The sequence below is a fragment of the Oricola cellulosilytica genome, from assembly GCF_019966575.1.
Taxonomy (GTDB): Bacteria; Pseudomonadota; Alphaproteobacteria; order Rhizobiales; family Rhizobiaceae; genus Oricola; species Oricola cellulosilytica.
Genome location: NZ_JAINFK010000005.1, coordinates 195,431 through 219,890 on the forward strand (window position 1 = coordinate 195,431; position 24,460 = coordinate 219,890).

The 24,460-nt window shown below is 61.8% G+C and carries 22 protein-coding genes and 3 tRNA genes; 6 read left to right on the plus strand and 19 right to left on the minus strand.

The window, feature by feature from the left end; genetic code table 11:
* Positions 1-214 precede the first annotated feature (214 nt).
* From LC298_RS13350 to LC298_RS13360, 3 genes are all read right to left on the minus strand, one after another.
* Positions 215-288 (minus strand) — tRNA-Gly (locus tag LC298_RS13350).
* Between the two features lie 47 nt (positions 289-335).
* A tRNA-Gly gene (locus LC298_RS13355) sits at positions 336-409 on the minus strand.
* A gap of 36 nt (positions 410-445) precedes the next feature.
* Positions 446-530, minus strand: a tRNA-Tyr gene (locus LC298_RS13360).
* Positions 531-709: 179 nt separating this feature from the next.
* On the opposite strand from LC298_RS13360, the gene LC298_RS13365 reads away from it, so the two are divergent.
* Both LC298_RS13365 and LC298_RS13370 read left to right on the plus strand, forming a co-directional pair.
* Positions 710-1,525, plus strand: a complete 816-nt coding sequence (locus tag LC298_RS13365) for a TrmH family RNA methyltransferase (protein WP_131569909.1) — start codon at positions 710-712, stop codon at positions 1,523-1,525.
* A gap of 88 nt (positions 1,526-1,613) precedes the next feature.
* Positions 1,614-2,267: a YiaD family glycine zipper/OmpA-like lipoprotein gene (locus tag LC298_RS13370; protein WP_131569907.1), complete on the plus strand. Its 654-nt coding sequence runs from the start codon at positions 1,614-1,616 to the stop codon at positions 2,265-2,267.
* 49 nt (positions 2,268-2,316) lie between these two features.
* On the opposite strand, the gene LC298_RS13375 is transcribed toward LC298_RS13370, so the two are convergent.
* Genes LC298_RS13375 through LC298_RS13390 form a run of 4 tightly spaced genes read right to left on the minus strand, consistent with a single transcriptional unit; the run spans position 2,317 to position 5,158 of the window.
* On the minus strand, positions 2,317-2,610 hold the full coding sequence (locus tag LC298_RS13375; RefSeq protein ID WP_131569905.1) for a hypothetical protein: 294 nt from the start codon (positions 2,608-2,610) through the stop codon (positions 2,317-2,319).
* Positions 2,611-2,654: 44 nt separating this feature from the next.
* Positions 2,655-3,584 carry a ribokinase gene (locus LC298_RS13380; RefSeq protein WP_131569903.1) on the minus strand — a complete coding sequence of 310 codons (930 nt, stop codon included), beginning with the start codon at positions 3,582-3,584 and terminating at the stop codon, positions 2,655-2,657.
* Between the two features lie 26 nt (positions 3,585-3,610).
* Positions 3,611-4,060, minus strand: coding sequence for an RbsD/FucU family protein (locus tag LC298_RS13385; RefSeq protein WP_131569901.1), 450 nt, complete (start codon positions 4,058-4,060; stop codon positions 3,611-3,613).
* A gap of 27 nt (positions 4,061-4,087) precedes the next feature.
* The gene (locus LC298_RS13390) at positions 4,088-5,158 is read right to left on the minus strand and encodes an ABC transporter ATP-binding protein (RefSeq protein ID WP_131569899.1); all 1,071 of its coding nucleotides are present in this window, start codon (positions 5,156-5,158) and stop codon (positions 4,088-4,090) included.
* A gap of 343 nt (positions 5,159-5,501) precedes the next feature.
* Here LC298_RS13390 and LC298_RS13395 point away from each other — a divergent pair, with 343 nt between their 5' ends.
* The 3 genes from LC298_RS13395 (at position 5,502) to LC298_RS13405 (ending at position 9,284) form a co-directional block, all read left to right on the plus strand.
* A complete protein-coding gene (locus LC298_RS13395; protein WP_131569897.1) occupies positions 5,502-7,172 on the plus strand; it encodes a type 2 periplasmic-binding domain-containing protein in 1,671 nt (556 codons plus the stop codon).
* A gap of 69 nt (positions 7,173-7,241) precedes the next feature.
* A complete protein-coding gene (locus LC298_RS13400) occupies positions 7,242-8,360 on the plus strand; it encodes a carbohydrate ABC transporter permease (protein WP_131569895.1) in 1,119 nt (372 codons plus the stop codon).
* 6 nt (positions 8,361-8,366) lie between these two features.
* Positions 8,367-9,284 (plus strand): carbohydrate ABC transporter permease, encoded by a 918-nt coding sequence (locus tag LC298_RS13405; RefSeq protein WP_131569893.1) that lies wholly within the window; start codon positions 8,367-8,369, stop codon positions 9,282-9,284.
* 497 nt (positions 9,285-9,781) lie between these two features.
* Here LC298_RS13405 and LC298_RS13410 read toward each other — a convergent pair whose 3' ends face one another.
* The 4 genes from LC298_RS13410 to LC298_RS13425 are packed head-to-tail and all read right to left on the minus strand — an operon-like array spanning position 9,782 to position 13,765.
* Complete coding sequence (locus LC298_RS13410) at positions 9,782-10,336, minus strand: SIS domain-containing protein (RefSeq protein ID WP_131570640.1); 555 nt, start codon at positions 10,334-10,336, stop codon at positions 9,782-9,784.
* Positions 10,333-11,838, minus strand: coding sequence for an FGGY-family carbohydrate kinase (locus LC298_RS13415; protein WP_131570638.1), 1,506 nt, complete (start codon positions 11,836-11,838; stop codon positions 10,333-10,335). Before LC298_RS13415 ends, LC298_RS13410 begins: the two co-directional genes overlap by 4 nt.
* Positions 11,835-12,953 (minus strand): M42 family metallopeptidase, encoded by a 1,119-nt coding sequence (locus LC298_RS13420; RefSeq protein WP_131570636.1) that lies wholly within the window; start codon positions 12,951-12,953, stop codon positions 11,835-11,837. Before LC298_RS13420 ends, LC298_RS13415 begins: the two co-directional genes overlap by 4 nt.
* On the minus strand, positions 12,950-13,765 hold the full coding sequence (locus tag LC298_RS13425) for a BtpA/SgcQ family protein (protein WP_131570633.1): 816 nt from the start codon (positions 13,763-13,765) through the stop codon (positions 12,950-12,952). Before LC298_RS13425 ends, LC298_RS13420 begins: the two co-directional genes overlap by 4 nt.
* 122 nt (positions 13,766-13,887) lie before the next feature.
* On the opposite strand from LC298_RS13425, the gene LC298_RS13430 reads away from it, so the two are divergent.
* Positions 13,888-14,910: an aldo/keto reductase gene (locus LC298_RS13430; protein WP_131570631.1), complete on the plus strand. Its 1,023-nt coding sequence runs from the start codon at positions 13,888-13,890 to the stop codon at positions 14,908-14,910.
* On the opposite strand, the gene LC298_RS13435 is transcribed toward LC298_RS13430, so the two are convergent.
* The 8 genes from LC298_RS13435 to LC298_RS13470 all read right to left on the minus strand — a co-directional run bounded on the left by LC298_RS13435 (position 14,890) and on the right by LC298_RS13470 (position 24,457).
* Positions 14,890-15,825 carry a ribokinase gene (locus LC298_RS13435; protein WP_131570629.1) on the minus strand — a complete coding sequence of 312 codons (936 nt, stop codon included), beginning with the start codon at positions 15,823-15,825 and terminating at the stop codon, positions 14,890-14,892. The two genes, LC298_RS13430 and LC298_RS13435, sit on opposite strands and share 21 nt — an antisense overlap.
* The gene (locus tag LC298_RS13440) at positions 15,822-16,823 is read right to left on the minus strand and encodes a sugar phosphate isomerase/epimerase family protein (RefSeq protein WP_131570627.1); all 1,002 of its coding nucleotides are present in this window, start codon (positions 16,821-16,823) and stop codon (positions 15,822-15,824) included. Before LC298_RS13440 ends, LC298_RS13435 begins: the two co-directional genes overlap by 4 nt.
* A gap of 22 nt (positions 16,824-16,845) precedes the next feature.
* A complete protein-coding gene (locus LC298_RS13445) occupies positions 16,846-18,384 on the minus strand; it encodes a UxaA family hydrolase (protein WP_131570625.1) in 1,539 nt (512 codons plus the stop codon).
* Between the two features lie 136 nt (positions 18,385-18,520).
* Entirely contained in the window at positions 18,521-19,525 is a 1,005-nt protein-coding gene (locus LC298_RS13450) for an NAD-dependent epimerase/dehydratase family protein (RefSeq protein ID WP_131570623.1), read from the minus strand.
* Positions 19,526-19,547: 22 nt separating this feature from the next.
* On the minus strand, positions 19,548-20,945 hold the full coding sequence (locus LC298_RS13455) for a UDP-glucose dehydrogenase family protein (protein ID WP_131570691.1): 1,398 nt from the start codon (positions 20,943-20,945) through the stop codon (positions 19,548-19,550).
* A 203-nt stretch (positions 20,946-21,148) separates the two neighbouring features.
* Positions 21,149-22,621: a mannitol dehydrogenase family protein gene (locus tag LC298_RS13460; protein ID WP_131570621.1), complete on the minus strand. Its 1,473-nt coding sequence runs from the start codon at positions 22,619-22,621 to the stop codon at positions 21,149-21,151.
* A 61-nt stretch (positions 22,622-22,682) separates the two neighbouring features.
* Positions 22,683-23,456, minus strand: coding sequence for an L-iditol 2-dehydrogenase (locus LC298_RS13465; protein ID WP_131570619.1), 774 nt, complete (start codon positions 23,454-23,456; stop codon positions 22,683-22,685).
* Complete coding sequence (locus LC298_RS13470; protein ID WP_131570617.1) at positions 23,453-24,457, minus strand: ABC transporter ATP-binding protein; 1,005 nt, start codon at positions 24,455-24,457, stop codon at positions 23,453-23,455. Before LC298_RS13470 ends, LC298_RS13465 begins: the two co-directional genes overlap by 4 nt.
* Positions 24,458-24,460 lie beyond the last annotated feature (3 nt).

A 24,460-nucleotide genomic window follows, 5' to 3' on the forward strand; every position in this document is an offset into this window, starting at 1 on the left:
GTCTTGCCATGGTCAACGTGGCCAATCGTGCCAATGTTCACATGAGGCTTGTTGCGCTCAAACTTACCCTTAGCCATTGCTTTTTCCTGTCTGTTTCGGGTGGCCGAACATGGGAGCCCATGTTTGAGCGGCGGACATAAGGGGTAAACACCGGAGGCGCAAGGCCAAATTGCCCGCATGCACGGCACCGAAAAGCGAGCTTTCAGAGCCGGATTGGAGCGGGCGAAGGGAATCGAACCCTCGTCGTAAGCTTGGGAAGCTTCTGCTCTGCCATTGAGCTACGCCCGCATGTGAAAATGCGTACTGGATGCCGAGAGGAAAATCTACGGAATTTATGGAGCGGGTAGCGGGAATCGAACCCGCATATTCAGCTTGGAAGGCTGCTGCTCTACCATTGAGCTATACCCGCAGGCGCGAAAGCGCGAAGTCCGGTCAGGCACGCCGATGGTGGAGGAGGCTGGATTCGAACCAGCGTAGGCTTAGCCAACGGATTTACAGTCCGTCTCCTTTAACCACTCGGACACTCCTCCATGGCGGCGTGAACCGGTGCGCCGATACACGGTGTGCAACGACGACGCGCCTTATGATGCTGACCTCCGGCGCTGTCAACACGCATCGCGGGCTTTTTCCCGTTTGCGTGCGACAATCCCTTGCGGTGCATGCGGCGTTGTGATGTTCGTGCCGCTCAAAGCACAACCGGAAGATGGAAATGGCCGACAGGAACGACAAGGGGAGCCCCAGGGACAGCCATTACGCCCGTCTCCGGCGCGCCCACCGCGACGCGAAGCCGGCAGAGCCGGACGACGGTCACGTACATCTCTATGGCCTCCATACGGTGCGTGCCGCGCTTGCCAATCCGAAACGTCAGCATTTCCGCCTGCTGGCGACGCGCAACGCTCTCGCCCGCCTTGAGGAAGGGGGAAGCGCGCCCCGCTGCAAGGTGGAGACTGTCGAGCCGAAGGAGATCGACCGGTTGACCGGTTCTGACGCCGTTCACCAGGGGGTGCTACTCGAAACGCTGCCCCTGACGCCCAAGCCCCTTCGCCAGTTGGGCGAGACGGATCTTGTGCTGGTGCTCGATCAGGTGACCGATCCGCACAATGTCGGTGCGATCATGCGTTCTGCGGTGGCGTTCAATGCAGGCGCAATCGTCACCACCGCTCGGCACAGCCCCGTCGAATCGGGCGTCCTTGCGAAAGCCGCTTCCGGCGCGCTGGAGCATGTCGATCATATCCACGTGCGCAACCTTGCGGTCGCCCTCGAAGAGCTCAGCGCAGCCGGGTTTCAGACCGTCGGTCTCGATTCCGATGGCGAGGCGGATCTCGAAACTACCGTCAAGGGCCCGAAGATCGCGCTCGTACTGGGCGCTGAGGGCAAGGGCCTGCGGCAAAAGACGCGCGAGACGGTCAGCGCCCTCGCCCGTCTCGACATGCCGGGCGCCATACGCTCGCTTAACGTGTCGAACGCGGCTGCGTTGTCGCTTTACGTCGCACGCCGCTTTGGTCTTGGACAACGCATGCCCTGACCCATTTTGGCCTGAATTTTCGCTTTAGGGTCCGCGCAAGGTGTCCTAAATATGACCCTGAATTGACGGAGAGAAAAGGAAACTCCACATGAAAAAAGCAACAACACTCAGCATGGCGGGTCTCCTGGCCTTCACCGCGGCGTGCACCACCGTCGACCCGTACACGGGTCAGCAGAAGGTTTCGAACACGGCCAGCGGCGCGGCCATCGGGGCCGGCGTGGGCGCACTGGCGGGTCTCGCCGCTGGAGGCGACGACCGCCGCAATGCACTGATCGGGGCCGGGGTCGGCGCTCTCGCGGGAGGCGCGGTCGGCAATTTCATGGATCAGCAGGAAGCCGAACTGCGCGCGGAACTTCAGGCCACCGGGGTCAGCGTCACGCGCGTCGGCAACAACATCGTGCTCAACATGCCGAGCAACATCACCTTCGCAACCGATCAGGATCAGATCAATCCGGCCTTCTACCCCACGCTGAATTCGGTCTCCACCGTGCTGCGCAAGTACAACCAGACCCTGGTCGATGTTTACGGTCACACCGATTCGACCGGTTCGGACGGCTACAACCAGGCGCTCTCGCAGCGCCGCGCAAATTCCGTCGCCAACTATCTGATCCAGGGTGGCGTGAGCCCGCAGCGGCTGGTCGCTACCGGTTTCGGCGAAAGCCGGCCGATTGCATCGAATGCCTCCGAGGCCGGCCGTTCGCAGAACCGCCGCGTCGAAATTCAGATCGTACCCTTGAGCTGATCAGAAGTTCGGAAAAGATGAGAAAAAGGCGGCCGACCGGCCGCCTTTTTCATGCGTCGGGATCGCCGTCCAATTCGCCTGCATCGCGCGCCCGCATCTCCTCGATGTCGTCGGCCATCAGCGCAAGATGCTGCTCGATCAGCGACAGGTTGGCGATCAAGCCGCAGACAAGGGCAGCCACAACCAGTCCCGCGACGAGGCCAAGTCCGGCACCGAAGGTCAGGTTTTCGCCGACCTGGTAGGCTTGCCGGTAGCCCAAATATGCCCCGCCGGCGACGATGATGAGCGCGAGCCCCGGATTGATGGTCTCGAGCAGTTCGGCGAGAAACCTTGAAAATCGCATGGCAACCTCGTTCGCTTGGTGACGGGGTAAAACGGTATCGCGTGCTAGCCGGTTCCGGCCAGTAGCGCCTCGATCTCGCCGCGTGCCGGCATAGAAGGCGCTGTCCCCGGGCGTGTGACGGAAATCGCCGCCGTCGCGCAGCCGAACCGCACCGCCTCGACCGGATGCCTGCCCTCTGACAGTGCGACCGCGAATCCGCCGTTGAAGGCGTCGCCCGCGCCGGTTGTCTCCACCACGGGTCCCGCGCTGAACGCCGGAACGTGTTCCGAAATGTCCTTTCCATGGATCAGCGCGCCGCGTTCGCCGAGCGTGATCACCGCTGCGCCGACACCCTTGCGCATGAATATTTCCGCTGCCTGCCGTGCCTGATCGATCGTTTCCACCGTCTGGCCGGTAATTTCGGCCGCTTCCGTTTCGTTGGGCGTGACATAACTGCACAGCGCCAGCATCGCGTCGCTCACCGGCGCGGCCGGGGCCGGATTGAGGATGGTGATCGCACCGCCGTTGCGGGCGATGCCCAGCGCATGCTCGGCGGCGTCCATCGGCTGTTCCAGTTGCGTGATGAACACCGAAGACCGGGCGATCCGATCGGCATGGGCATCGACGTCCGAGGTGGAGATCTTCGCCGCGGCGCCAGGAGAAATGATGATCGCGTTGTCGCCGGTCGCTTCTTCGATGAAGATATAGGCCGCCCCGGTGTAGCTGTCCGGGTCATGCGTCACCAGCGGCTCGACCCCGGCGTCGGCCCAGGTTTTGATGGCCAGTTCGGCGAACGCATCCTTGCCGAGGCGGGTGATGATCGCTGCGCGTCCCCCTGCTCGCGCCGCGGCGACCGACTGGTTCGACCCCTTGCCGCCCGGTCCGAGCACGAACGACTTGCCGAGGATCGTCTCCCCCAAGCGCGGCTGGCGCTCCGCCCGGTAAGCGGTGTCGGCGACGAACACGCCGAGGATGGTGATGCCGCCGTCAGTCATGATGGCGCTCCCCTGCTCTCACGAAATCAGGCATCTGGCGGAATTACCCCCTTGCGGAAGGCGAAACATCCGTAGAAGCGGCGCTCGCCGGTCTGGATGACGCAATAGGCCTTCTTGGCCCGCTCGTAGAATGCGTAGCGCTCGATCGAGATCATCGGCCAGGGCTTTCCCTCCGCGGCGTCGATCTCGGCCTGTACCTCGGCCTGGACCGGCGGCACCTCGTCCGGTGAGCCGACGATTTCCATCCGCGCCACCGCGTCGTCGACGAACGTGTCCAGCGGATAGACCGAGAGCACCGCCTTCACCACCTCAGCGGCGCTGGCGTCGATCCGCAGGACCTTCCCGAGAACCGTCTCCCGGGCGACCGAATCGGACGGAAAATTCGTATCGGCGATGATCAGATCGTCGCCATGTCCCATCGCTCGAAGCGCTCTGAGCACATCGGCGTTCAATTTCGGATCGATCCCCTTCAGCATGCTGCTCTCCCTGATCCTGTTCTGCTTCTAGCCGAATGCAAGGCGCCTTCCCGTCTCCGAGTCGAACACGTGCACCAGATCCGTGCGCGGCCGGACATGCACCGTATCGCCGGGCCGGAAATCATGGCGCTCCCGGAACAGCGACACGATCTGGTGCCCCGCCGACCGGAAAAACACCATTGTTTCCGATCCGGTCGGCTCGATCACGCCGACGGTAGCCTCTATCCCGCGGTCGCTGAGCTCGATGTGCTCGGGCCGAATGCCGTAGACCACCTTTCGCCCCTCACCGAGCGAGGCCGCCTCCTTTGGAAGCGGAAGCCGCATTTCCCCAGCCTCGACGGCCGGTTCCTCCCCGGTCCTGATCGCACCTTCCATCAGGTTCATCGACGGCGAGCCGATGAAGGTCGCGACAAAGGTGTTTTGCGGCGCATCGTAAAGTTCAAGCGGCGAGCCGATCTGCTCGACATTTCCGTCATTCATCACAACGATCCGGTCGGCCATCGTCATCGCCTCAACCTGGTCATGGGTCACGAACACGGTCGTCGTCTTAAGTCTCTGGTGCAACTCCTTGATTTCAGTACGCATCTGAACGCGGAGCTTGGCATCGAGATTGGAGAGCGGCTCATCGAACAGGAAAACCTGCGGATCGCGCACCAGCGCCCGCCCCATGGCGACCCGCTGGCGCTGCCCGCCGGAGAGCTGGCGCGGATAACGCTTCAGGTAGGGCTGGAGTCCGAGAATTTCCGATGCGGTCCCGACACGTTCAGCAACCACAGAAGGGTCGACACCTTTCAGCCGAAGCGAAAAGGCCATGTTTTTCTCTACCGTCATGTGCGGATAGAGGGCGTAACTCTGGAACACCATCGCGATGTCCCGGTCCTTCGGCGGCACGCTGTTCACGACCCTGTCCCCGATAGCGATGGTTCCGCCGGTGATCGCCTCAAGCCCGGCAATCATCCGCAAAAGGGTGGATTTCCCGCAGCCGGACGGCCCGACAAGAACGACGAACTCGCCATCTTCGATGCTGACGTCGATGCCGTGGATTACCTCCAGATCGCCGTAATTCTTGCGAACGCCGTTGATCGCGACTTCGGCCATTTCCCCTCCACCCGAATTTGACCGGTCTGAAATGAGCCCACAAGGCAGCCGATTTCAAGCACTAACTTTAAAGACTGATTTCACCACGCCCGTCAGCGAACATATTGCTGCCGCGATGTTTTCCGCGTCAGGGCTCGATTGACAGTTTTCAAATTTGAGCCTTACACTCGCCCTGCAAGTAGTTGGTATTGTGGTGTTCCAGCCCTGAAAACAGAAGCGGCCAGACGGAAAGCGAAAGAGGATCGCCGACCGCACAACCGCAATTCGGGTTTTTGCGAATTTCGCTCATGCAGCTTGCATTGCCGGGCGTTTTTTGCGCCGGCTCCAACCAGGGAGGAATGGCATGAAACTTGGTGTTTACGAAAAGCTGATGGCCATGCAGGCCAGCCGCCGGACGCTGCTCAAGGGCGCTGCCGGCGCGACCGCTGCGCTGTCTGCGTCGACCGTTCTTGGCGGTCTTGCGACCAGCGCCTTCGCGCAGGACAATATCCGCGCGGAGATCCTGAAGATTCCGGGTGTGGGCGCCGGCTCGCCCGGCGACGCCGAATGGCAGAAGGTCGGCGAACTGTGCCTCGGGGGCACGAAATCGACCGTCGAGGAGGGCGAGTTCGAGGGCGTCGAACTGACCTTCATGGGGCTCAACAACCAGAACCTCCACAACTTCCTGTTCCGCGGCTTCCTGAAGCCGTGGGAGGCCTATACCGGCGCGAAAATCAACTGGATCGATCTGGCCCAGGCTGACTATAACGCCCGGCTCCAGCAGTCGATCGCCACCGGCACGGTCGACTTCGACATCATCGAGATGGGGGCGCCGTTCGAGGGTGACGTGCTGGGCAAGGGTCTCGCCTCCGAGATGCCGGACTGGGTCCGGGATCTGATCGACATGGACGACTATGTCGACTACCTGAAGGAGCCCGTCGGTACGTGGGACGGAAAGACCTACCGGATCTCGATCGACGGCGACTGCCACACCTTTGCCTACCGCACCGACTATTACGAGTCTGACGAATTGAAACAGGCTTGGGCCGAGTCCGGTGGAGAGGGCGACTGGGCGCCACCGACAACCTGGGAACAGGTTCAGGCCCACTCGAAGTTCCTGGCCGGCAAGAAGGATCCGCTGACCGGCCTTGATGCGCACGGTTTCCTCGATCCGCTCAAGGGCTGGGGCGGCTTCGGCTTCTACTTCCTCGAGGACCGGGCAACCGCTTACGCAAAGCACCCGGACGACCCGGCATGGCTCTTCGATCCGGAGACAATGAAACCGCGGGTCAACAATCCGGCGTTCGTTCAGGCGATCCAGGACGTCATGGACCTGATCGCCATATCCGGCGCGTACCCTGCCGATCAGATCAACGCCGACCCCGGCACGACCGCGTTCCAGCAGTTCCTCGCCGGTACCGGTGGCATGCTGACATGGTGGGGCGACGTGGGTTCGAGCGCTCGCACCTCCGATACGTCGGTAGTGGGCGATGTTGTCGGCTTCTCGACCCTTCCCGGATCGAACCGGGTCTACAATTCGCAGACAAGCGAATGGGAAGACAAGGCCAACGAGGCGCCAAACATGGCCTATATCGGCTGGGGCATCTACGTCATGGCCCGCGTCGATGGCGACGAGAAGAAAAAGAAGGCGGCCTGGTCGGCGGCGGCACATCTTGGCGGCAAGGACCTGTCCCTGTGGGCGTCGGCCTATCCGTCCGGCTTCCAGCCCTACCGCAATTCGCACTTCCAGTACGACGAATGGGAAGAAGCCGGTTACGACCGCGCCTACATCGAGGATTATCTCGGGTCGAACGCCGACAGCTACAACCACCCGAACGCCGCGATCGAACCGCGCATTCCCGGCATCTTCCAGTACTATTCGGTCGCCGAAGACGAACTGGCCAAGGGCTTTGCCGGCCAGTACGGCTCGGCACAGGAAACCGCGGACGCCATCGCCGCGGCTTGGGAGAAGATTACCGACCAGATCGGCCGGGATTCCCAGATCGCGCTCTACAAGGCGTCGCTCGGCATGTAGCCAATCGAAACCGGCGGCGGGCTCCGGCCCGTCGCCATTTTCCCAAACCAATCTCCGGGCCGAAAATCCATGAGCGTCATCGAAGGCGACCGCCTTCACACAGTAAGCGGCGAGGAACTGTCGAAAGCCCGGATCGCTGCCGGCAGGGTCGTGCTCTGGGGAAGTGCGCTTGTCCTGCTCATCATGGTTCTCGTCCAGGCCCTGCATAGCGCCAGGCAGATTCCATTCGGTTTCGAAAATTGGCGTCCGGTTCTCTATGCCTACTTCTTCTGGGCGTTCGCACTGTGCGTGTCCCGCGTGTTGATATACGGCGAGCAGGGCAAGAAGGCGTTGTTCGTCCTTCCGGCCGTCCTCTTCGTCGTTTCGATGGTCGTGTTTCCGCTGGTCTTCGGCCTCTACATCTCCTTTACCGACTGGAACCTCAGTTCGCTGACCGGACGCAAGTTCAACGGCCTCGACAATGTGAGGCAGATGTGGACGGACCCGTTCTACTGGAACGCGCTTCGGAACATGGTCGTGTATGTGTTCGCCATCCTGGCCGAATACGCCGTCGCCTTCGGACTGGCGATGCTCCTGAATGCGCAGATCGTCGCGCGGAAGTTTTGGCGGGTGATCTTTCTCCTGCCGCTGATGCTCAGCCCGGTGGCGATCAGCTGGATGATCGGCAAGTCGATGATGGAGGTCCGTTTCGGTCCCCTCGCCCGCCTAGCCCGCTGGCTTGGCTGGGAGAATCCGTCCTTTTTCGGCTCCCCGGAGATCGCCAAGTTGACCATCATGCTGATGGACGCGTGGAACTTCATTCCATTCATGATGATCATGATTCTGGCTGGCCTGCAGGCCCTGCCGAAGGAGGTTCTGGAGGCTGCCAAGGTGGATGGCGCGTCGGCTTGGCAGAGCTTCTGGCGCGTGACCTTCCCGCTTATGCTCCCGGTCTCCGTTACCGCCATAATGATCCGCATCATCTTCAAGCTGAAGCTGGCCGACATCATTATCAACGTTACGGCGGGCGGGCCTGGCGGTGCCACCGACTCGGTGACCAGTTTCATATTCCGCGAATATCGCGACCGGTCGAATGTGGGGTACGGCACGCTGCTAGCCATGTTCTATCTGGTGCTGATCGTCATCTTCATGACTGCGCTGCTGAAGATCTCCGACCGGATCGTCCGGCGCGCCACGGGCACGGGCTGACCGGAAATGGCCGATCTCGAACTCACCACCGACGATTTCGACCGCCAACGCCGGATCCGCTGGATCGTCAGCCGCATCGTAATCTACGGTTTGCTCATCACCTGGGCAGCGATCTGCATCTTTCCCATCTTCTGGACCGTCACCACCTCTTTCAAGATCGCGCCCGACGTCATGAAGGGCAATCTGATCCCGTATCTGGACTTCATGCCCAAGGACCGGGGCTGGGAGTCACTTGGTCTGTCGCCGGACACCATCTTCCGAACATCGACGGTGCGCGAAGAATTCATGAAGCGGTTCATGAACAGTGTCGTCATTTCCATGTCCGCATCATTCCTGGCGGTTGTCCTCGGCGCGCTCGCCGCGTACGGGCTGAGCCGGTTCTCCTACCGTTTCGGCTTCATGCGCAATTCGGACATTTCGTTCTTCTTCCTGTCGCAACTGATCCTGCCTCCGGTCGTGCTCGCCCTGCCCGTCCTGGTACTCTACAAGGAGATGGCGCTGCTGGATTCGCGGATCGGCATGATCGCGATCTATACGCTGATGGTGCTACCGATCGTCATCTGGATCATGCGCGACCAGTTCATGGCGATTCCCGTCGAACTGGAGGAGGCAGCGCTGGTCGACGGCCTGTCCGTATGGGGTGCGTTCCTGCGCATTATCGTCCCCCTCGCCCTGCCCGGCATGGTGGCGGCCTTCATCCTGTCGCTGGTGCTGACCTGGAACGAATATTTCTTCGCCGCGCTGCTCACCAGCACCGACGCCAAGACGCTGCCCGTGATGATCGCCAGCCAGACAGGGTCGCAGGGAATCAACTGGTGGTCCATGGCCGCGCTGTCGACGGCGGGGATCGCGCCGCTGGTGTTGGTCGGGATATTCCTTGAACGCCACATCATCAAGGGCATGACCGCCGGCGCGGTCAAATGATCCCTGTTGCGCCTTTCCCCTCGCCCTCATCCCGGGGCTCGGTATTGAGTTCAGCGAGGTTGGCTCCTGAGCGCCGGAGAAGAAATCCGGCACGTTGATAAGTTTTTTGCCCGGTTTTCTATAACTCGTTGTCCTGTCTCGATATTTTATTTTTTTCCTTCGATTTCCATCAACACCTCTGAAATCTCCCGCATACTTGTGGCACGTTCCTCCACGGGAAGCCGGGTTCATGGACCGGATGGCCAGGCGGAGGGATGCGGTGCCGGCTGGGGCGTGCGGTTCACGCCTGGCAAGAGCTTACGGCCGGGCCCTAGCCTTCAGCTTTTCGGCCGGTCCCACGGGACCGCGAGCCGTGGCCGGGAGGCGGGTGAGCAACCGGCGGGCGGTCGATCCGATCGCACCAAACCATTCATAGAAGCGTGACGACGACCGCCCGCTTCCCATGAATGTTTCAATGGCCAGACTGGAGACAGGGCGTGGCAACGGAGCGACGCGCCCTACTCCATATTCGTGTGATTGGCGCGCATGGCCTCCTCACTCACACGGAGATCCCGCTTCAGCGTTGCCACCATGATCTCGAAAAGGAAAAACAGCGCACCCTCATAAGCCGATCCCATGGGCAGGATCGCGCTCGCGGCCGGCCCCCGGTCGCTGGCCATGGTCTGTGCGGGGAGATGAAGAACATGGTCGGCCAGCGTCGCGCTCGGCGTGTCCGCCACGGCCGTCAGAAAAAGAACATTCGCGCCAGCCTGTTTCGCGGTCTTCATCAGTGCAGTCACCGTTGCCAGTTCGCCCGGTCCCGCCGAAACGATGAGCAGATCGCCTTGGCCGAGCGGCGGCATCGTCACATCGAAGACCATCGATACCGGCAGACCCAGATGAAACAGCCGCATGGCGAATCCGCGGATTTGCAATGCCTCGCGCCCGCAGCCGTAAAGCCCGATCCTTTCCGCTGCGGCGATCCGGCGGCAGGCCTCGTCCACGCTGGGCGTGTCCACCGCATCGAGTACCGCACCGACCTCGTCGAGCGCCTGGCGTACGGCGTTGCTCATGGCGCATCCGCCGACAGCGCCGCCATGAGCGCCTTGGTACCCGGATAAAGATCGCGGAAAACCTGATACTGGCGCGAATATGCATTGACGTTGGCCGGGTCGGGCGCAAAACCCTCAACCTCGGGGTTCCAGCGGTCGATGTCAGCGAGTTCCGCATCGCCCAGCGCAACCGCCGCCAGAAACGCGTCGCCATAGGACGCGCCAACGGACTTCTCGCGCAACACCTGCCGCATTCCGGTGACATCCGATGTCGCCTGCGCCCAGACACGGTTTTTCGTGCCCCCGCCGACCGCATGCAGCGTTTTCGGCGCATGGCCGATCTCGCGGTAGGTGTCCACCACATGTGTGGTGCCATAGGCGATGCCTTCGAGCAGCGCCCGGTAGATGTCCCCGCGCGTGTGGGTCAGGTCGAGGCCGAAGATGACCCCCTTGGCGTCCGGATCATGGATCGGCGTCCGCTCCCCGGAAAAATAGGGCAGCATGACGAGCCCCTTGGCGCCCGGAGGAGAAGCCTCGGCTTCCTTTGCCAGCGCGGGAAACGCATCGTCCGGATCGAGTTCTCTGGCGAACTGGTCGCGGAACCAGTGCGTCAGCGTGCCGCTGGTCGCAAGCCCGGCCATCGAGGCGTGCTGGCCGTCGAACAGCCATGGCGCATACCAGAGGCGTGGATCGCTGACCCGCTCGGCGGTCGGCATGATGATGAAGATCGTCGAACCGTACATCACCATCATCTGGCCGGGTGCAGCGACCCCGACACTGACCGCCTCCGCTGCCGCGTCGACCGTCCCGGTGATAACCGGCGTCCCCGCGGCCAGTCCGGTCTCTTCAGCCGCAACAGCCGTCACCGCGCCCGTGATCTCCGTCGACCAGCGCGGGACCGGGAGCCGGTCCGGGTCCACGATCCCTTCGGACAGCTCGCTCGACCAGCCTCGATCGGCGATCCGGTAGAGCGGTGCGAAATTCGCCGCCGTGTAGTGATCGATCACACGCTCGCCGGTCAGCTTCTGGACGAGGTAGGATGTCGCCGTGTGGATCGTGGCGGCCTTCGCATGGATTTCCGGATGGTTGCGCTTCAGCCAGAGGATCTTCGGCCCGACCGACTGGGAGGTAAGCGCGTTGCCGCACTCCGCGATCAGCCTTTCCTCCCCGAACTTCTCCGTCAGTTCCGCGACTTCCCTCGCCGCGCGGTTGTCGACCCCGTAGAGAACGCCATTCATCAGCGTGTTGCCATCGTCATCGACCGGCAGCATGCACGGCCCGATCGCGCTGCACCCGATTGCCCCGATCGTCTTCGGATTAATCCCGGTTTCCCTGAGCAGCGCCTTCGTGATGTGGACGAAGTCGCCCCACCAGTCCTCGTCTGGGCGATGTTCGGCCCATCCGGCGCGCGGCACCAGCATCTTGTGCGGGCGCGACGCCATGCCGGCAATACGCCCCTCCGGATCGACAAGAACACCCTTGGATTCGAATGTCCCGATATCGACGCCGAGATAATAGCTCATGAGGGATAGTCGTCCCGGTCGAGGCTGAAATCGCCGTCAATCGCCCCGACGACCGAGACCAGCAGTCCCGCCAGACCGCACAAATCATCGAGGTCGCAGATTTCCATCGCCGAATGGGTGTAGCGGCAGGGAAAACCGAGATCGATCACCGCGACTCCCTCACCCACGAGTTGAACATAGGAGGTTTCGGTGAGCGCGCCGGTATGGGCGCTTCGTTGCAAGGCGATATCTTCCGCGCTGGCGGCCCGTTGGAACAGTGACACCAACGCCGGATGCGGGATCGCTCCGTTGAGCGTACCCCGGCCGTGGAACGAATACATGCTCATCGCCGGCCCTTCTCCGAGCGCAACGTCGCCGCGGGTCGCCATGTCAGGCGTGTCGGTTGCCAGCACCAGATCAAGCTGGATGCAGATGGAGGGCTTCAGGGCCTGCGCTGCCGGAAGGGCACCGCGCAAGTTGAATTCCTCCTGCACGGAGAAGACCACATGAACGGTCGGCCTCGTTCGCGTTTCGTTGAGATGTCGAACCGCCTCCAGCAGCACCGCGCAGGCGGCGCGATCGTCGACCGACGTCCCGGCAATCCGTCTTTCCCCGAGTTGAACAGCGTGCGGCTTGTAGACAACCGGCGTTCCGATATCGACGCCTGCCTCGATCGCCTCCGACCGGCTGGCGAAACCGGCATCGACATGGACCTCCTGATAGGGGATGACGCGGTATTTCTCATCCGGCGCGGTCGCGTGATGGCTCTTGTTGGCGATCACGCCCTCGCGGTCGCGCCCCTCGCCAATGCAAATCAGGACCGGCTGGCTTGCGAGCGCGCGCTCAGGCACTCCGCCCACGCGCTCAAGCCGGATGAGGCCGTCATCCTCGATCTTGCGGACCACAAATCCCAGCTGGTCCATATGCGCGATCAGCATCACCGACGGGAGGCCGGAGTCGCCTTCGAGCGTTGCGATCAGATTGCCGAGCATGTCGGCGCGCGAGGCGATGCCGAGTTCGTCGAGACCCGTTCGGATACGCTTCCTGACGCGGCCTTCGTAACCGCAGAGGCCCGGGATCATCATCAGATCGAGCGTATTTTCAAGAATGCGCTCACTGGAGATATGAGTCGTCATCCTTCGCCCCGCGCCGCACGGACCCACGCCATGAAGTCGCTCGCGCGCTCCGGATCGACAGCGTTCCACGTATCGCCGTCGATCTTCAGCGAGGATCCGACGATACAGCCGTCCGCGATGGCGAACACATCGCCGACCGTCTCGTGCTTCACGCCCGTATTGGCCAGCACCGGCGTTTCCGGCAGCACCCCCTTTACCGCTTTGAGGTCACTCATCTCCGCCGCCTCACCGGTGATTTGCCCGGAGACCAGCACGGCGTCCGGAACGCTCGAAAAGACAGCGCTTCGCGCCCGGTCTGCCACACTGCGGCGGTCAAGCGACCATGCGAACTCCGCCGAGATATTGAACAGTACGGCAAGATCAGACCGGCCTAGCCGGTCGCGGTAGCGGATCGCCTTGCCGGCATCCGGGGTCCAGGGCCCCATGTCCGAAGCGTAAGTTCCGGTGAATATCTCGCGCACGAAGTCAGCGCCTGTCGCCGCCGCCACAGCCATCGTGCTCATGGGGTCCCAGAGAACATTGACGCCGAACGGAATCCGGATTGCGTCCTTCAAGCGGCCGATCGTGTAGGCCATCGCTGATGACGACGCAGTATCGACAGCGAATTCATAAGGCCGGTCGTTCTCGTTGCCGAACATCACCGCATCGAAGCCGGCCGCCTGCAGCGCGTCGAGATCGCGGCGCGCGGCATCGACGATGCCATCCATCCCCGCAGAATGATCATGCAGCGGCGACCCCGGTAATGCGCCGAGATGAACCATCGCTATCGCGGGTTTCGTATCGCCGAACACGCGCTTGAAATTGCCGGTCATTCGGTATTCCCCTCCCGAAGAAGCGGACGCTACCATTGCGGAAATCCGCTGTCCAACGGGTCTCTTGCCTGTAATCATTGCCTGTTTCATGATCGCCGCCAGAGGCGCACCGGGAGAAAAAGATGAAGCTTCGCCATTGGGAGAGGATCGCCGGACGGGGTCTCGACTTCACGGAACTCGGCTTCGGGACCGCGATGATCGGCAACCTTTACCAGCCCATATCCGACGACGAAGCGCATGCGACCCTGGAAGCCGCATGGGATACCGGCTGTCGCTATTTCGACACCGCGCCGCTTTACGGCCTTGGGCTTGCCGAAACCCGCCTCAACCGCTTCCTGCGCGGGAAGAATCGCGACGATTACATCCTGTCGACCAAGGTCGGGCGCTATCTCGAGGTGTGCCCGCCGGAGGAACGAAGCGGCATCGGCAAGTTCTTCGAAACGCCCATCCGCCGAGAGGTCTACGACTACACCCATGACGGTGTGATGCGGTCGATCGATCAATCGCTGGAACGACTGGGGGTCGATCGCATCGACATCCTGTTCGCGCACGATCTCGATATTTTCAATCACGGTTCGCAGGAAGCTCTGCAGGAGCGCCTCGATGCCTTCATGGCATCCGGTTACGCCGCGCTGCTCTCGCTGCGCGATCAGGGCGTGATCACGGCTTTCGGCGCAGGCATCAACGAATGGGAGCCGGCGCAATGGCTGGCCGAGCACGGGGATTTCGATCTCTTCCTCCTTGCCGGGCGCTACACATTGCTGGAACAGGAGGCGCTCGATACCTTCCTTCCGCTCTGCACGGAACGCGGTATCGGGATCGTGCTCGGCGGCCCTTACAATTCAGGCGTATTGGCGACAGGACCCGTAAAGGGAGCGCATTTCAACTACGATCTCGCCCCGCAGAATGTCCTCGACAAGGTTGCCCGTATCGAGGCTGTCTGCCAAAAACACGGCGTGCGGCTGATCGAGGCGGCCCTGCGGTTCCCGCTCAATCACGACGCCGTGGTCTCGGTCATTCCAGGCGGTGCGTCGGTCCGGCAGGTGGAGGACAATCAGGCCATTCTGTCGGCGGATATTCCCGACGCATTGTGGACGGATCTGAAATCCGAGGGCCTGCTGCGTTCAGACGCACCCACTCCGTGAGCGGCCGCGTTCGAGCAGTTCCAGAACGTGGTTCGGGCTGATCTTGTCGCGTTGTTCAGTCGTGGCGGAAACGTGCAACGCCGCAGCGGCCATCGCGTATCGGATCGCCTTTTCGATGGAATTTCCGGTTGCAATCCGCGCCGCGAGCGCTCCGGTGAACGCATCGCCCGCGCCATGCGTCGACGCGACTTCCACCTCGAACGATGGCATATGCGCCGGAGATGATCCCGCGCGGCGATACACGAGACCCTCCCCACCGAGCGTGATGACCACGTTGTCCGGCCCCGCACTCTGCCTTTCCGAAGCTTCAGCGGCCTCGGTTGGCGTTCTGATTTCACAACCGAACAGCTCTTCCGCTTCAATACGGTTGACGATCAGGACATCAACCAGCGCCAGCAGATCTGAGGATAGTGGACGTGTCGGCGCGGCGTTCAGGATGACGGTCGCGCCAACGGCGGACGCCGCTTTGGCCGCGGCGAAATTGGCTGCCTCCGGAATTTCGTTTTGCAGAACCAGAACGGCTGCATCAACCGGCACGGCCAGCCCCGCCGCCTCGACTTCCCGGTTTGCCCCGGAAACGACGACCGCGCCGTAATCCCCTGTTTCTTCGACAATCGCGACGCTCATCCCCGACGCGCCGCTTTTCGCTTTTTGCATCAACGACACGTCGACATCCCATCTCGTCAGATTTTCAAGCAGCCGGTCGCCGAAGAAATCCGTGGCGACCCGGCCCGCCATGTAGGTGCGCGCTCCATGGCGGCGCGCGGCGGCCGCCTGATTGCCGCCCTTGCCTCCACAAATTATCGCCACGCCGCTGCCCATCACGGTTTCGTCGCGGCGCGGAAGGCGCGGCGCATCGACAATGAAGTCGAGATGCAGGGAGCCAACGACCAGAACGGCGTTCCTGCCAGTCATGCGCGCCCGCTGAACAGCGCCTTCTGCACGATCCGCTGACTGATTGCCGCATCCTGGCTCTCGATGGCGGCAGCGAGGTCTACATTGTCGGCAAGTCCGTCCGCGATGGCGGCAAGTCGCTCCATCGCTGCTATGTTGGTGCGGCATTCCTCGACCGGATCGAGGCCGGAATGATCCGGGAAAGTATCGAAGTAGATCGCACGGTCATATCCGGAGCGTTTCAGTTGCACGAGCAGTTCCACGGTCTGGACGGGATGAACCGCGCCGACCATCAGGCCGTCGTCGCGCTTGGCGTAACCATCATTCAGATGGACACCCAGAAGGCGCGAATGGCGCGAGACCAGCGCCGCCGAATGCGCCGGCATCTCGTCAGCGTAGAGCACATGGGCAAAGTCAAGCGTCACGCCGATGTTCTGCGCGCCGCATTCCTTGATCGCCAGAAGGGTGGTCGCAACGTCCGGCATCAGGGAGAAGGCACGCGGCTCGTTCGGCTTGTATTCGATTGCGATATCGACGCCCGGATCATGAGCAGCAACCTCGATCAGGGCCTCGATGGTATTGTCCCAGAGGCGCGAGTAATCCGCCTGAAACGAGTAGTCAAAACCGTCCTGTCCCATCCACAAGGTCATCAGGCCCGCGCCCATCCGCCCTGCGGTGTCGATGCCGCGTTTGGTACTGTCTATCGCGGCGCGGCGGACCCGTTGGTCCGGATGCGTGAAGGCGCCGAGTTTGAAACCCGGATCGGTGTAATAGCGCATGGCGAGACCGTTGAGGACGACACCATTGCCATCCAAAGCCGACGCAATGTCTGTCTCGTCGAGACCGTCGAAATGATCCGGATAGTTCAGGTCGGCGGCGTTCAGCCCTTCAGCCTCGGACGCCCGTTCGACCAGGTCGAGCGTGGTGATCCGATTCTTGCCGGGCCAGCGCTGCTCCGCGCCAATCCTGAATGCATTCAGCCGTGCCGCGTAGCGGTACCCGCCGGACGGATTCCCCATCAAACTGCCCCTCGCCCTTGGGTCACATCACAGCACCGATCTGCCAAGGCACGAATTCATTATCGCCGAGACCGAGGGCTTCGCTCTTGCTTTTCTCCCCCGAAGCGACAGCGATCATCTTCTCGAAGATTTCGCGACCCTTTTCGGCGACCGGAATGCCATCGTCGATGATGTCGCCGCAGTTGATGTCCATGTCTTCGCTGAGCTTTTTGTACATCGCGGAATTGGTGGCGAGCTTGATCGTCGGAGAGGGCTTCGAGCCGAATGCCGATCCGCGTCCCGTAGTGAAAACGACGAGTTGCGAGCCGGACGCGATCTGGCCCGTCGCCGACACCGGGTCGTATCCCGGCGAATCCATGAAGACGAAACCGTGGGATTTCACCTTTTCGGCATAGAGGATCACGTCGGCGAGTGGCAACGTGCCGCCCTTCGCTGCAGCGCCGAGGGACTTCTCGAGGATCGTTGTGAGACCGCCTGCCTTGTTGCCGGGTGACGGATTGTTGTCCATCGTTCCTCCGTTGATGGCGGTATAGTTCTCCCACCAGCGGATGCGGTCGATAAGCTTTTCGCCGACCTCCTTCGATACGGCGCGCCGCACCAGCAATTGCTCGGCGCCATATATTTCGGGCGTCTCGGAAAGCAGTGCCGTCCCGCCATGGCGAACGAGCATATCCGTTGCCGCGCCGAGCGCCGGATTGGCCGTGATCCCGGAAAATCCGTCCGATCCGCCGCATTGCAATCCGACCGTCAGTTCCGAAACAGGGACAGGTTCGCGCGTGACCGCATTTACGGATGGGAGCAGTTCCCTGACCGCTTCGACGCCGGTCTCGATTGTCTTGCGGGTGCCGCCCGTCTCCTGGATCGTCATTCCGTAGAACCGCTCGTCGCCGGACGCGCCGAACATTTCCTTCATCCGGCCAATTTGCATGACTTCGCAGCCGAGGCCGACAAAAACGGCGGCGCCCACATTGACGTGGGTCGCATGGCCCCACAGAACGCGCTGCAACGTATCGAATCCCTCACCGCTGGAGGCCATGCCGCAGCCGGTGCCGTGCGCGAGCGCGATCACCCCGTCGACATTCGGATAATCGTCCAGCATGCCCGACCGGTTGACATGATCCGCGATGTGGCGAACGACCGTGGCCGAACAGTTCACCGTGGCAAACAGCGCGATATAGTTGCGCGTGCCTGTCCCGCCACCGGCGCGGCGGTATCCCTGGAAATAGCGCTGGTCGGCGTCCGCAACCAGATCGAAAGGCCGGAAATCCGCCCCGATCCGGTAGGCCTGATCATGATCTCCCATACCGCAATTATGCGTGTGGACGTGCTCGCCGCGGGCGATTGCCGCACCGGCATATCCAATAATCTGTCCGAACTTGACGATTGGCGCCCCGGCTCCGATTTCGGCGGTGGCGATCTTATGCCCCGGCGGGACCATCGCATGAAGCGGCTTGCCGCCATCGAGGACGCTCGCCCCCTTGGGCATATAGCGCAAGGTCACGACGACATTGTCGTCCGCGTGCAGCTGCAGCACCCCTTCGGGTGCGGTCTTGACGTCCATCTCCGATGTTCCTCACCAATGCCCCGCGCACGAGCATCGCATCGCTCCCAGTGAAGGATGCGGCGTGTCATCTGTCAATCGGACGCGAGCGAATTGACCGGCCCGACGATCGCAAATCGACGGCTTACGAGCCGTCTCAGACGATCCCGTGATATTTTCGGTACCAGGCGACAAAGCGCTCGAGGCCCTCGCGCAAGCTCGTCGATGGGGCAAATCCGAAATCGCGCTGCAGGTCCGAAATATCGGCAAACGTCCGGTACACGTCGCCGGGCTGCGCCGGATGCATCTCCCTTACGGCCTTCTTCCCGATGACCTCCTCTAGCGTACCGACCAGATCGAGAAGCTTCTCCGGATTGCTATTGCCGATATTGTAGACCTTCGCAGGGACATGACCATCATCGGATCGGTCGAATTTCGGATCAGATAACGCGACCCTCTTCACACCCTCGACGATGTCGTCGATGAAGGTGTAGTCCCGCCACGTGTCACCATTGTTGAAGAGCTTGACCGGCTTTCCCTCGAAAATCGCCTTGGTGAAGAGATAGACCGCCATGTCCGGCCGGCCCCACGGCCCATACACGGTGAAGAAACGCAGCCCGGTCGTCGGAAAACGGAAAAGGTGGCTGTAGGAATACGCCATCAACTCGTTCGCCCGTTTGGTTGCCGCATAAAGGCTGACGGGATGGTCGGCACGATCTTCCGTGCTGTATGGAACCGTATTGCGGTCTCCGTAGACGGAACTTGAACTGGCATAGACGAGGTGCTCGACGGCAGAGGTCCTGCATCCCTCCAGAATATTTAGGAAGCCCAGCACGTTGCTGTCGGCATAGGCATGCGGATTTTCCAGCGAATAGCGTACGCCCGCCTGGGCGGCGAGATGCACCACCCGCGCGGGCCTAACGGTCTCGAACAACTCCGCGGTCTTGGCCTTGTCGCTCAGGTCCGTCTCGATGAATGAATAACGGGGTAGATTGGCAATCTCCGCGAGTCGCGCTCGCTTCAGTTCGGGGTCGTAATAGTCATTGACGCTATCGACCCCGTGGACTTCATGCCCCTCTGCGATGAGCGAGCGCGCCACATGCATGCCGATAAAGCCGGCAACGCCAGTCAATAGAAATCTGGTCCCGGTTGGGCCGGCCATGTGACGTTCCCGCAAAATCTACTTAGGCGCTGCGCTTGATGCGCTTCGTCAACGGCGTGACAATATCCGCTGGAGGTTCCGCTTCAGCGCCTGCCGGCGCGCGGCGCTGCGAAGTTGCGGGACGGCCCACGCTGTAACTCGCGAAACCTGCCTCGGCCAGATCCTCGGGAGCAAAAACGCCGCGAAGGTCGAGCAGGACCTTCTCCGCCATCAGCGCCCCCAGGCGTCCCAGGTCGATGTCCTTGAACGACTGCCAGTGCGTAACCAGCACGACCGCGTCGCAACCATGCGCGAGCGCATAAGGATCGTCGGCGAATTCCACGTCAGGCATGAGCCGTTGAGCTTCCCGGACACCCTCGGGATCATGCGCCCTGACCGAAGCGCCCGCATCCATCAGCGCCAGCGCGATCGGAAGTGCGGGCGACTCCCGCATGTCATCGGTGTTCGGCTTGAAGGTCAGTCCGAGCAGTCCGATCGTCTTGCCGCGCACGTCGCCGCCGCACATCGCGATGACCTTGCCGGCCATTTGCCGTTTTCGGATCTCGTTGACGTCGATCGTCGTCTCGATAAGCCGAAGTGGGCTTTCCGCATCCTGGGCGAGCCTCACGAGGGCGTTGGTGTCCTTCGGAAAGCACGATCCGCCGAAGCCCGGGCCGGCCTCGAGAAACTTGTTGCCGATCCGCGTGTCCAGACCGATCCCCTTGGCCACGTCGACCACATCCGCGTCCAGTTTCTCGCAAAGCTCCGCGATCTCGTTGATGAACGTGACCTTCATGGCGAGAAAGGCGTTCGCTGTATATTTGATCAGCTCGGCAGTGCGGCGATTGACCATCTGCACCGGCACATCGCGCGGGACCGTTGCCCGATAGAGCTGGTGCAGCGGACCGAGTACATGCTCCCGGTCGCCCCCCAGGATCACACGGTCGGGGTTCAGGAAATCGGAGATCGCCGTTCCCTCCCGCATGAACTCGGGATTGAACGCCACGTCGAAATCCGCCGCCGGTTTGACTGCACGGATACGATCTTCGATCTCGTCACACGTGCCGACCGGCACGGTGGATTTCACAACAATCAGCGTCCGTCCCGTCAGGTGTCGTGCAATCTCGTCCGTCGCGGCCCGCAGGTAGGTAAGGTCGGAATACCCGTCGATCGCTCTGGCCGGCGTACCGACCGCGATGAAGACGAAGTCGGCATCTGGAATGGACGATCCTAGATCGGTGCCGAACGACAGCTTGCCCGCCTCGACGCCGTCGGCCACCATTTCGGCCAGACCCGGCTCGTAGATCGGAATGTGGCCCGAATTCAGGGACGCGACCTTCTTCTCATCGATGTCGATGCAACGGACCGTATGCCCGCACGCGGCAAAACAGGTTCCGCTTACCAGACCGACATAACCGGTTCCAACCACAACAATCTGCATAGCCAAGCTCGAATCTTGCCCCTCACCGGGCATCTCTGCTCCGAAATCCAACCCGCTTATGGTGCGTATGGATGTCCGTCTGCCGGTCGGAGCAAAAACCGGCGTCGAAACGTCTCATAGGGAAGTGAGCCCCCGTGGGCAATACAGCGGAGGCAAAAGCCCCATCTCTTTGCCGGGCCGCCGCCTCCTCGCAAGCACTCCTGCTATCCGCGGGCCAGATACTTCTTAAGCGTTCCGGCCGTCCCGTCCCGCCAGAGCGCGTTGAGCCAGTGCTCAAAACGCTGAGCGAATGCCTCGTTTTCCCCGAGGTCGCCGTAGATCTCCTTCATTGCGAGCCAGGCGGCCGGATTGTCTCGCGCCATCTTCGACTGCGCGGTCAGACGGTCCCAGTTCGGGTCGTTGGGGGGGATTGCCTTGCCGCTGTCGGTTTCCGCGTAGCAATAGCGGCACCACAACGCCGATTCCAGCGCCAGCCCGTCGACTGCCACTCCCTGTGAAATCCGTGCTCGCACGGTGGGAAGAATGAATTTGGGCTGCCGGTTGGAACCATCGAGGCAGAGCCGGGAAATCGTGTCGCCGACGGCAGAATTGGAGAAGCGCTCCACGCACATCCGGTAGTAGTCTTCCCGGCTCACGCCAGGGATTTCAGGGACGGTCGGCATGATCTCGTCGTGCTGCAACTTGTCCAGAAATCCGGTGACCAGCTGGTTCTCCATGGCTTCATGCACGTAGTGAATATCCATCAACCCGGACGGATAGGCGATTGTCGCGTGCCCGCCGTTGAGAATGCGCAGCTTCATCAGTTCATAGGGCGCGACATCGTCGACAAACTCGACGCCCACCGTCTCCAGCGCCGGCCGGCCCTGCGGGAAATTGTCCTCCAGCACCCATTGGCGAAACGGCTCGCAAACAACCGGCGCGGCATCGTCGATCCCGAACTTCTCGGCAACGATAGCGATTTCCCGGGGCCCGGTCGCTGGGGTGATGCAGTCGACCATTCCGCAAGGAAATGCGACATGTTCCGAAATCCATGCCGCGGAATCATCACCTCGAAGCCGTGCCAGACCCAGCACTGCATTGCGCGCGACATGCCCGTTTTCCGGCAGATTATCGCACGACATGACGGTGAATGGCGGGGTGCCGGCGACGCGACGCTTCATCAGCGCAGCAATGATAATCCCGAAAACCGTCCTCGGTTCGTCCGGATCCTTCGCATCGGCAGCGATCTCCGGATGCCCTGCGTCGAACCCGCCCGTATCCGCGTCCATATAGTAACCGCCCTCGGTGACGGTCAGAGAGACAATCCGGATTTCGGGACGAGCCATCAGTTCAACAAGCGCGGCGGGATCCACTGCGGCAAAGTCGATCATCGCGCCCGTGATGCGGGCCGAGAAGCCTTTGGGATCAAGTTCGACAACCGTCGTGAGCCAGTCCTGCGGCTCGAGCTTGCCGCGCATCGCCGCATCATAATGCTTCACGCCGGCGCCGATGATCGCCCAGTCGAGATCCCGCCCGGTTTCGAAAAGCTTGTGTAGATAGATCGCTTGGTGGGCACGGTGAAAGTTGCCCACGCCGACATGGACGATTCCGGGCGAGAGGTCGCCTCGTGCATATGACGGCTTCGCCACCGCAGGGGCGATAGCGCCCAGATTGCCGAGGGACAGTTTCGTCGTCATCGCAAACCCCGCGTAATTCATGCGTGCATGTATCGACGAGCCGATGGAAGGCGTGGGTCCATCAACTCATCCATTGGCCACCGTCGACGTTATAGGTCTGCGAGAGGATGTAGTCGGCCTCCGACGACGCGAGGAAAACCGCCATCGGCGCAAGGTCCGCCGGCACCGCAAAACGTCCCGCGGGAACGCCTGCGGCCACTTCGGCTTTCTTCTGTCCAGGTTTTTTGCCCTCAAGCTTGGCGAACATGGAATCGACATGGTCCCAATGCTCGCCATCGACGACACCCGGCGCGATCGCATTGACGTTGATTCCATGCCGAATGAGGTTCAGACCCGCAGATTGGGTGAGCGAGATGACAGCCGCTTTGGTGGAGCAATAGACCGCCACGAGGCTTTCTCCGCGACGCCCCGCCTGGCTGGCCATATTGATTATCTTGCCACCGTGGCCCTGTTTGATCATCTGACGCGCCGCGGCCTGCATGGTAAAAAGTGTGCCGGCCACATTGACGGAATAGAGCCTGTCGTAGCTTTCCCGGGTAATGTCGACGATGTTGTCCGCATCGAACAGGGCGGCATTGTTCACCAGAATGTCGAGCTTGCCTGCCTTGGTCACGACCGCTTCGACCGCCGCATCGATGCTATCCTGGCGGGTAACATCGAGTTTTACCGCAAAAGCATTCTCACCAATGTCGGCCGCCGCCGCTTCTGCCGCCTTGATGTCGATATCCCCGATGGCGACTGTCGCCCCCTCGGCCACATAGGCCTGCGCAAAACCTTTGCCGATGCCGCGGGCAGCGCCGGTGATCAGCGCGACCTTTCCGTCAAGCCGCGTCATGCAATCCTCTGCCCCTGCGTGTCGAATTTGTGGATCAAATCGGTGCGCGGCGTCATGTAGATCCTGTCGCCATGCCTGAAAGAGACCTCCCCGCTGGCGCGAACCGTCATCGGGTCGGCAAGACCGCTGTCGTGAATGTGGAAGAACGTGTCCGAACCGAGGTGCTCTGCGACGCCAACGACTCCCTGCCAGGGCCCGTCACTTGCGGAGACCTCGATATGCTCGGGCCGGATCCCGATCGTATGCGCGCCGTGCTTTTGCGCCTCGGGCCCCTCGATCAAATTCATGGTCGGCGAGCCGATGAACCCCGCGACGAACTTGTTGCGCGGTGTCCGGTAAAGCTCGAGCGGGCTACCCACCTGCTCAATGTTGCCGGCGCGCAGCACGACGATCTTGTCGGCCATGGTCATGGCCTCGACCTGATCGTGCGTTACGTAGACCATCGTCGTGGCGAGGCGTTTGTGCAATTCGGAGATTTCCAGCCGCATGCCCACCCGAAGGGCCGCGTCAAGGTTCGACAGAGGCTCGTCGAACAGAAAGGCCGCAGGCTCCCGCACGATGGCGCGGCCGATGGCTACGCGCTGACGCTGACCGCCCGAAAGCTGGCCGGGCCGCCGGTCGATATAGTCGCTGAGATTGAGAATGCTCGCGGCGTGATCGACCCTCTTCTTGATTTCGGCCTCGCTCATCTTCGCCATCTTCAGCGGAAAGGCGATGTTCTTCCGAACGGTCATGTGGGGGTAAAGGGCATAGCTCTGGAACACCATTGCCAGCCCGCGTCTTGCCGGCGGCAGCTCGGTAGCGTTCTGTCCGTCGATCTCGATTTTGCCGCTTGTGACGTCCTCGAGCCCGGCGATTAGCCGCAGGAGCGTGGACTTGCCACAGCCGGATGGACCGACGAACACCACGAACTCTCCGTCATTGATCTGCAAATCCAGCGGCGGAATGACCTCGACATCTCCGAAGGTTTTGGTGACCTGGCTGAGGGTGATGTTTCCCATGTC

Coding starts and splice junctions, on each gene's coding strand:
- LC298_RS13365 (WP_131569909.1), top strand. CDS start 710: ATGGCCGACAGGAACGACAAGGGGAGCCCCAGGGACAGCCATTACGCC.
- LC298_RS13370 (WP_131569907.1), top strand. CDS start 1,614: ATGAAAAAAGCAACAACACTCAGCATGGCGGGTCTCCTGGCCTTCACC.
- LC298_RS13375 (WP_131569905.1), bottom strand. CDS start 2,610: ATGCGATTTTCAAGGTTTCTCGCCGAACTGCTCGAGACCATCAATCCG.
- LC298_RS13380 (WP_131569903.1), bottom strand. CDS start 3,584: ATGACTGACGGCGGCATCACCATCCTCGGCGTGTTCGTCGCCGACACC.
- LC298_RS13385 (WP_131569901.1), bottom strand. CDS start 4,060: ATGCTGAAGGGGATCGATCCGAAATTGAACGCCGATGTGCTCAGAGCG.
- LC298_RS13390 (WP_131569899.1), bottom strand. CDS start 5,158: ATGGCCGAAGTCGCGATCAACGGCGTTCGCAAGAATTACGGCGATCTG.
- LC298_RS13395 (WP_131569897.1), top strand. CDS start 5,502: ATGAAACTTGGTGTTTACGAAAAGCTGATGGCCATGCAGGCCAGCCGC.
- LC298_RS13400 (WP_131569895.1), top strand. CDS start 7,242: ATGAGCGTCATCGAAGGCGACCGCCTTCACACAGTAAGCGGCGAGGAA.
- LC298_RS13405 (WP_131569893.1), top strand. CDS start 8,367: ATGGCCGATCTCGAACTCACCACCGACGATTTCGACCGCCAACGCCGG.
- LC298_RS13410 (WP_131570640.1), bottom strand. CDS start 10,336: ATGAGCAACGCCGTACGCCAGGCGCTCGACGAGGTCGGTGCGGTACTC.
- LC298_RS13415 (WP_131570638.1), bottom strand. CDS start 11,838: ATGAGCTATTATCTCGGCGTCGATATCGGGACATTCGAATCCAAGGGT.
- LC298_RS13420 (WP_131570636.1), bottom strand. CDS start 12,953: ATGACGACTCATATCTCCAGTGAGCGCATTCTTGAAAATACGCTCGAT.
- LC298_RS13425 (WP_131570633.1), bottom strand. CDS start 13,765: ATGACCGGCAATTTCAAGCGCGTGTTCGGCGATACGAAACCCGCGATA.
- LC298_RS13430 (WP_131570631.1), top strand. CDS start 13,888: ATGAAGCTTCGCCATTGGGAGAGGATCGCCGGACGGGGTCTCGACTTC.
- LC298_RS13435 (WP_131570629.1), bottom strand. CDS start 15,825: ATGACTGGCAGGAACGCCGTTCTGGTCGTTGGCTCCCTGCATCTCGAC.
- LC298_RS13440 (WP_131570627.1), bottom strand. CDS start 16,823: ATGGGGAATCCGTCCGGCGGGTACCGCTACGCGGCACGGCTGAATGCA.
- LC298_RS13445 (WP_131570625.1), bottom strand. CDS start 18,384: ATGGACGTCAAGACCGCACCCGAAGGGGTGCTGCAGCTGCACGCGGAC.
- LC298_RS13450 (WP_131570623.1), bottom strand. CDS start 19,525: ATGGCCGGCCCAACCGGGACCAGATTTCTATTGACTGGCGTTGCCGGC.
- LC298_RS13455 (WP_131570691.1), bottom strand. CDS start 20,945: ATGCAGATTGTTGTGGTTGGAACCGGTTATGTCGGTCTGGTAAGCGGA.
- LC298_RS13460 (WP_131570621.1), bottom strand. CDS start 22,621: ATGACGACGAAACTGTCCCTCGGCAATCTGGGCGCTATCGCCCCTGCG.
- LC298_RS13465 (WP_131570619.1), bottom strand. CDS start 23,456: ATGACGCGGCTTGACGGAAAGGTCGCGCTGATCACCGGCGCTGCCCGC.
- LC298_RS13470 (WP_131570617.1), bottom strand. CDS start 24,457: ATGGGAAACATCACCCTCAGCCAGGTCACCAAAACCTTCGGAGATGTC.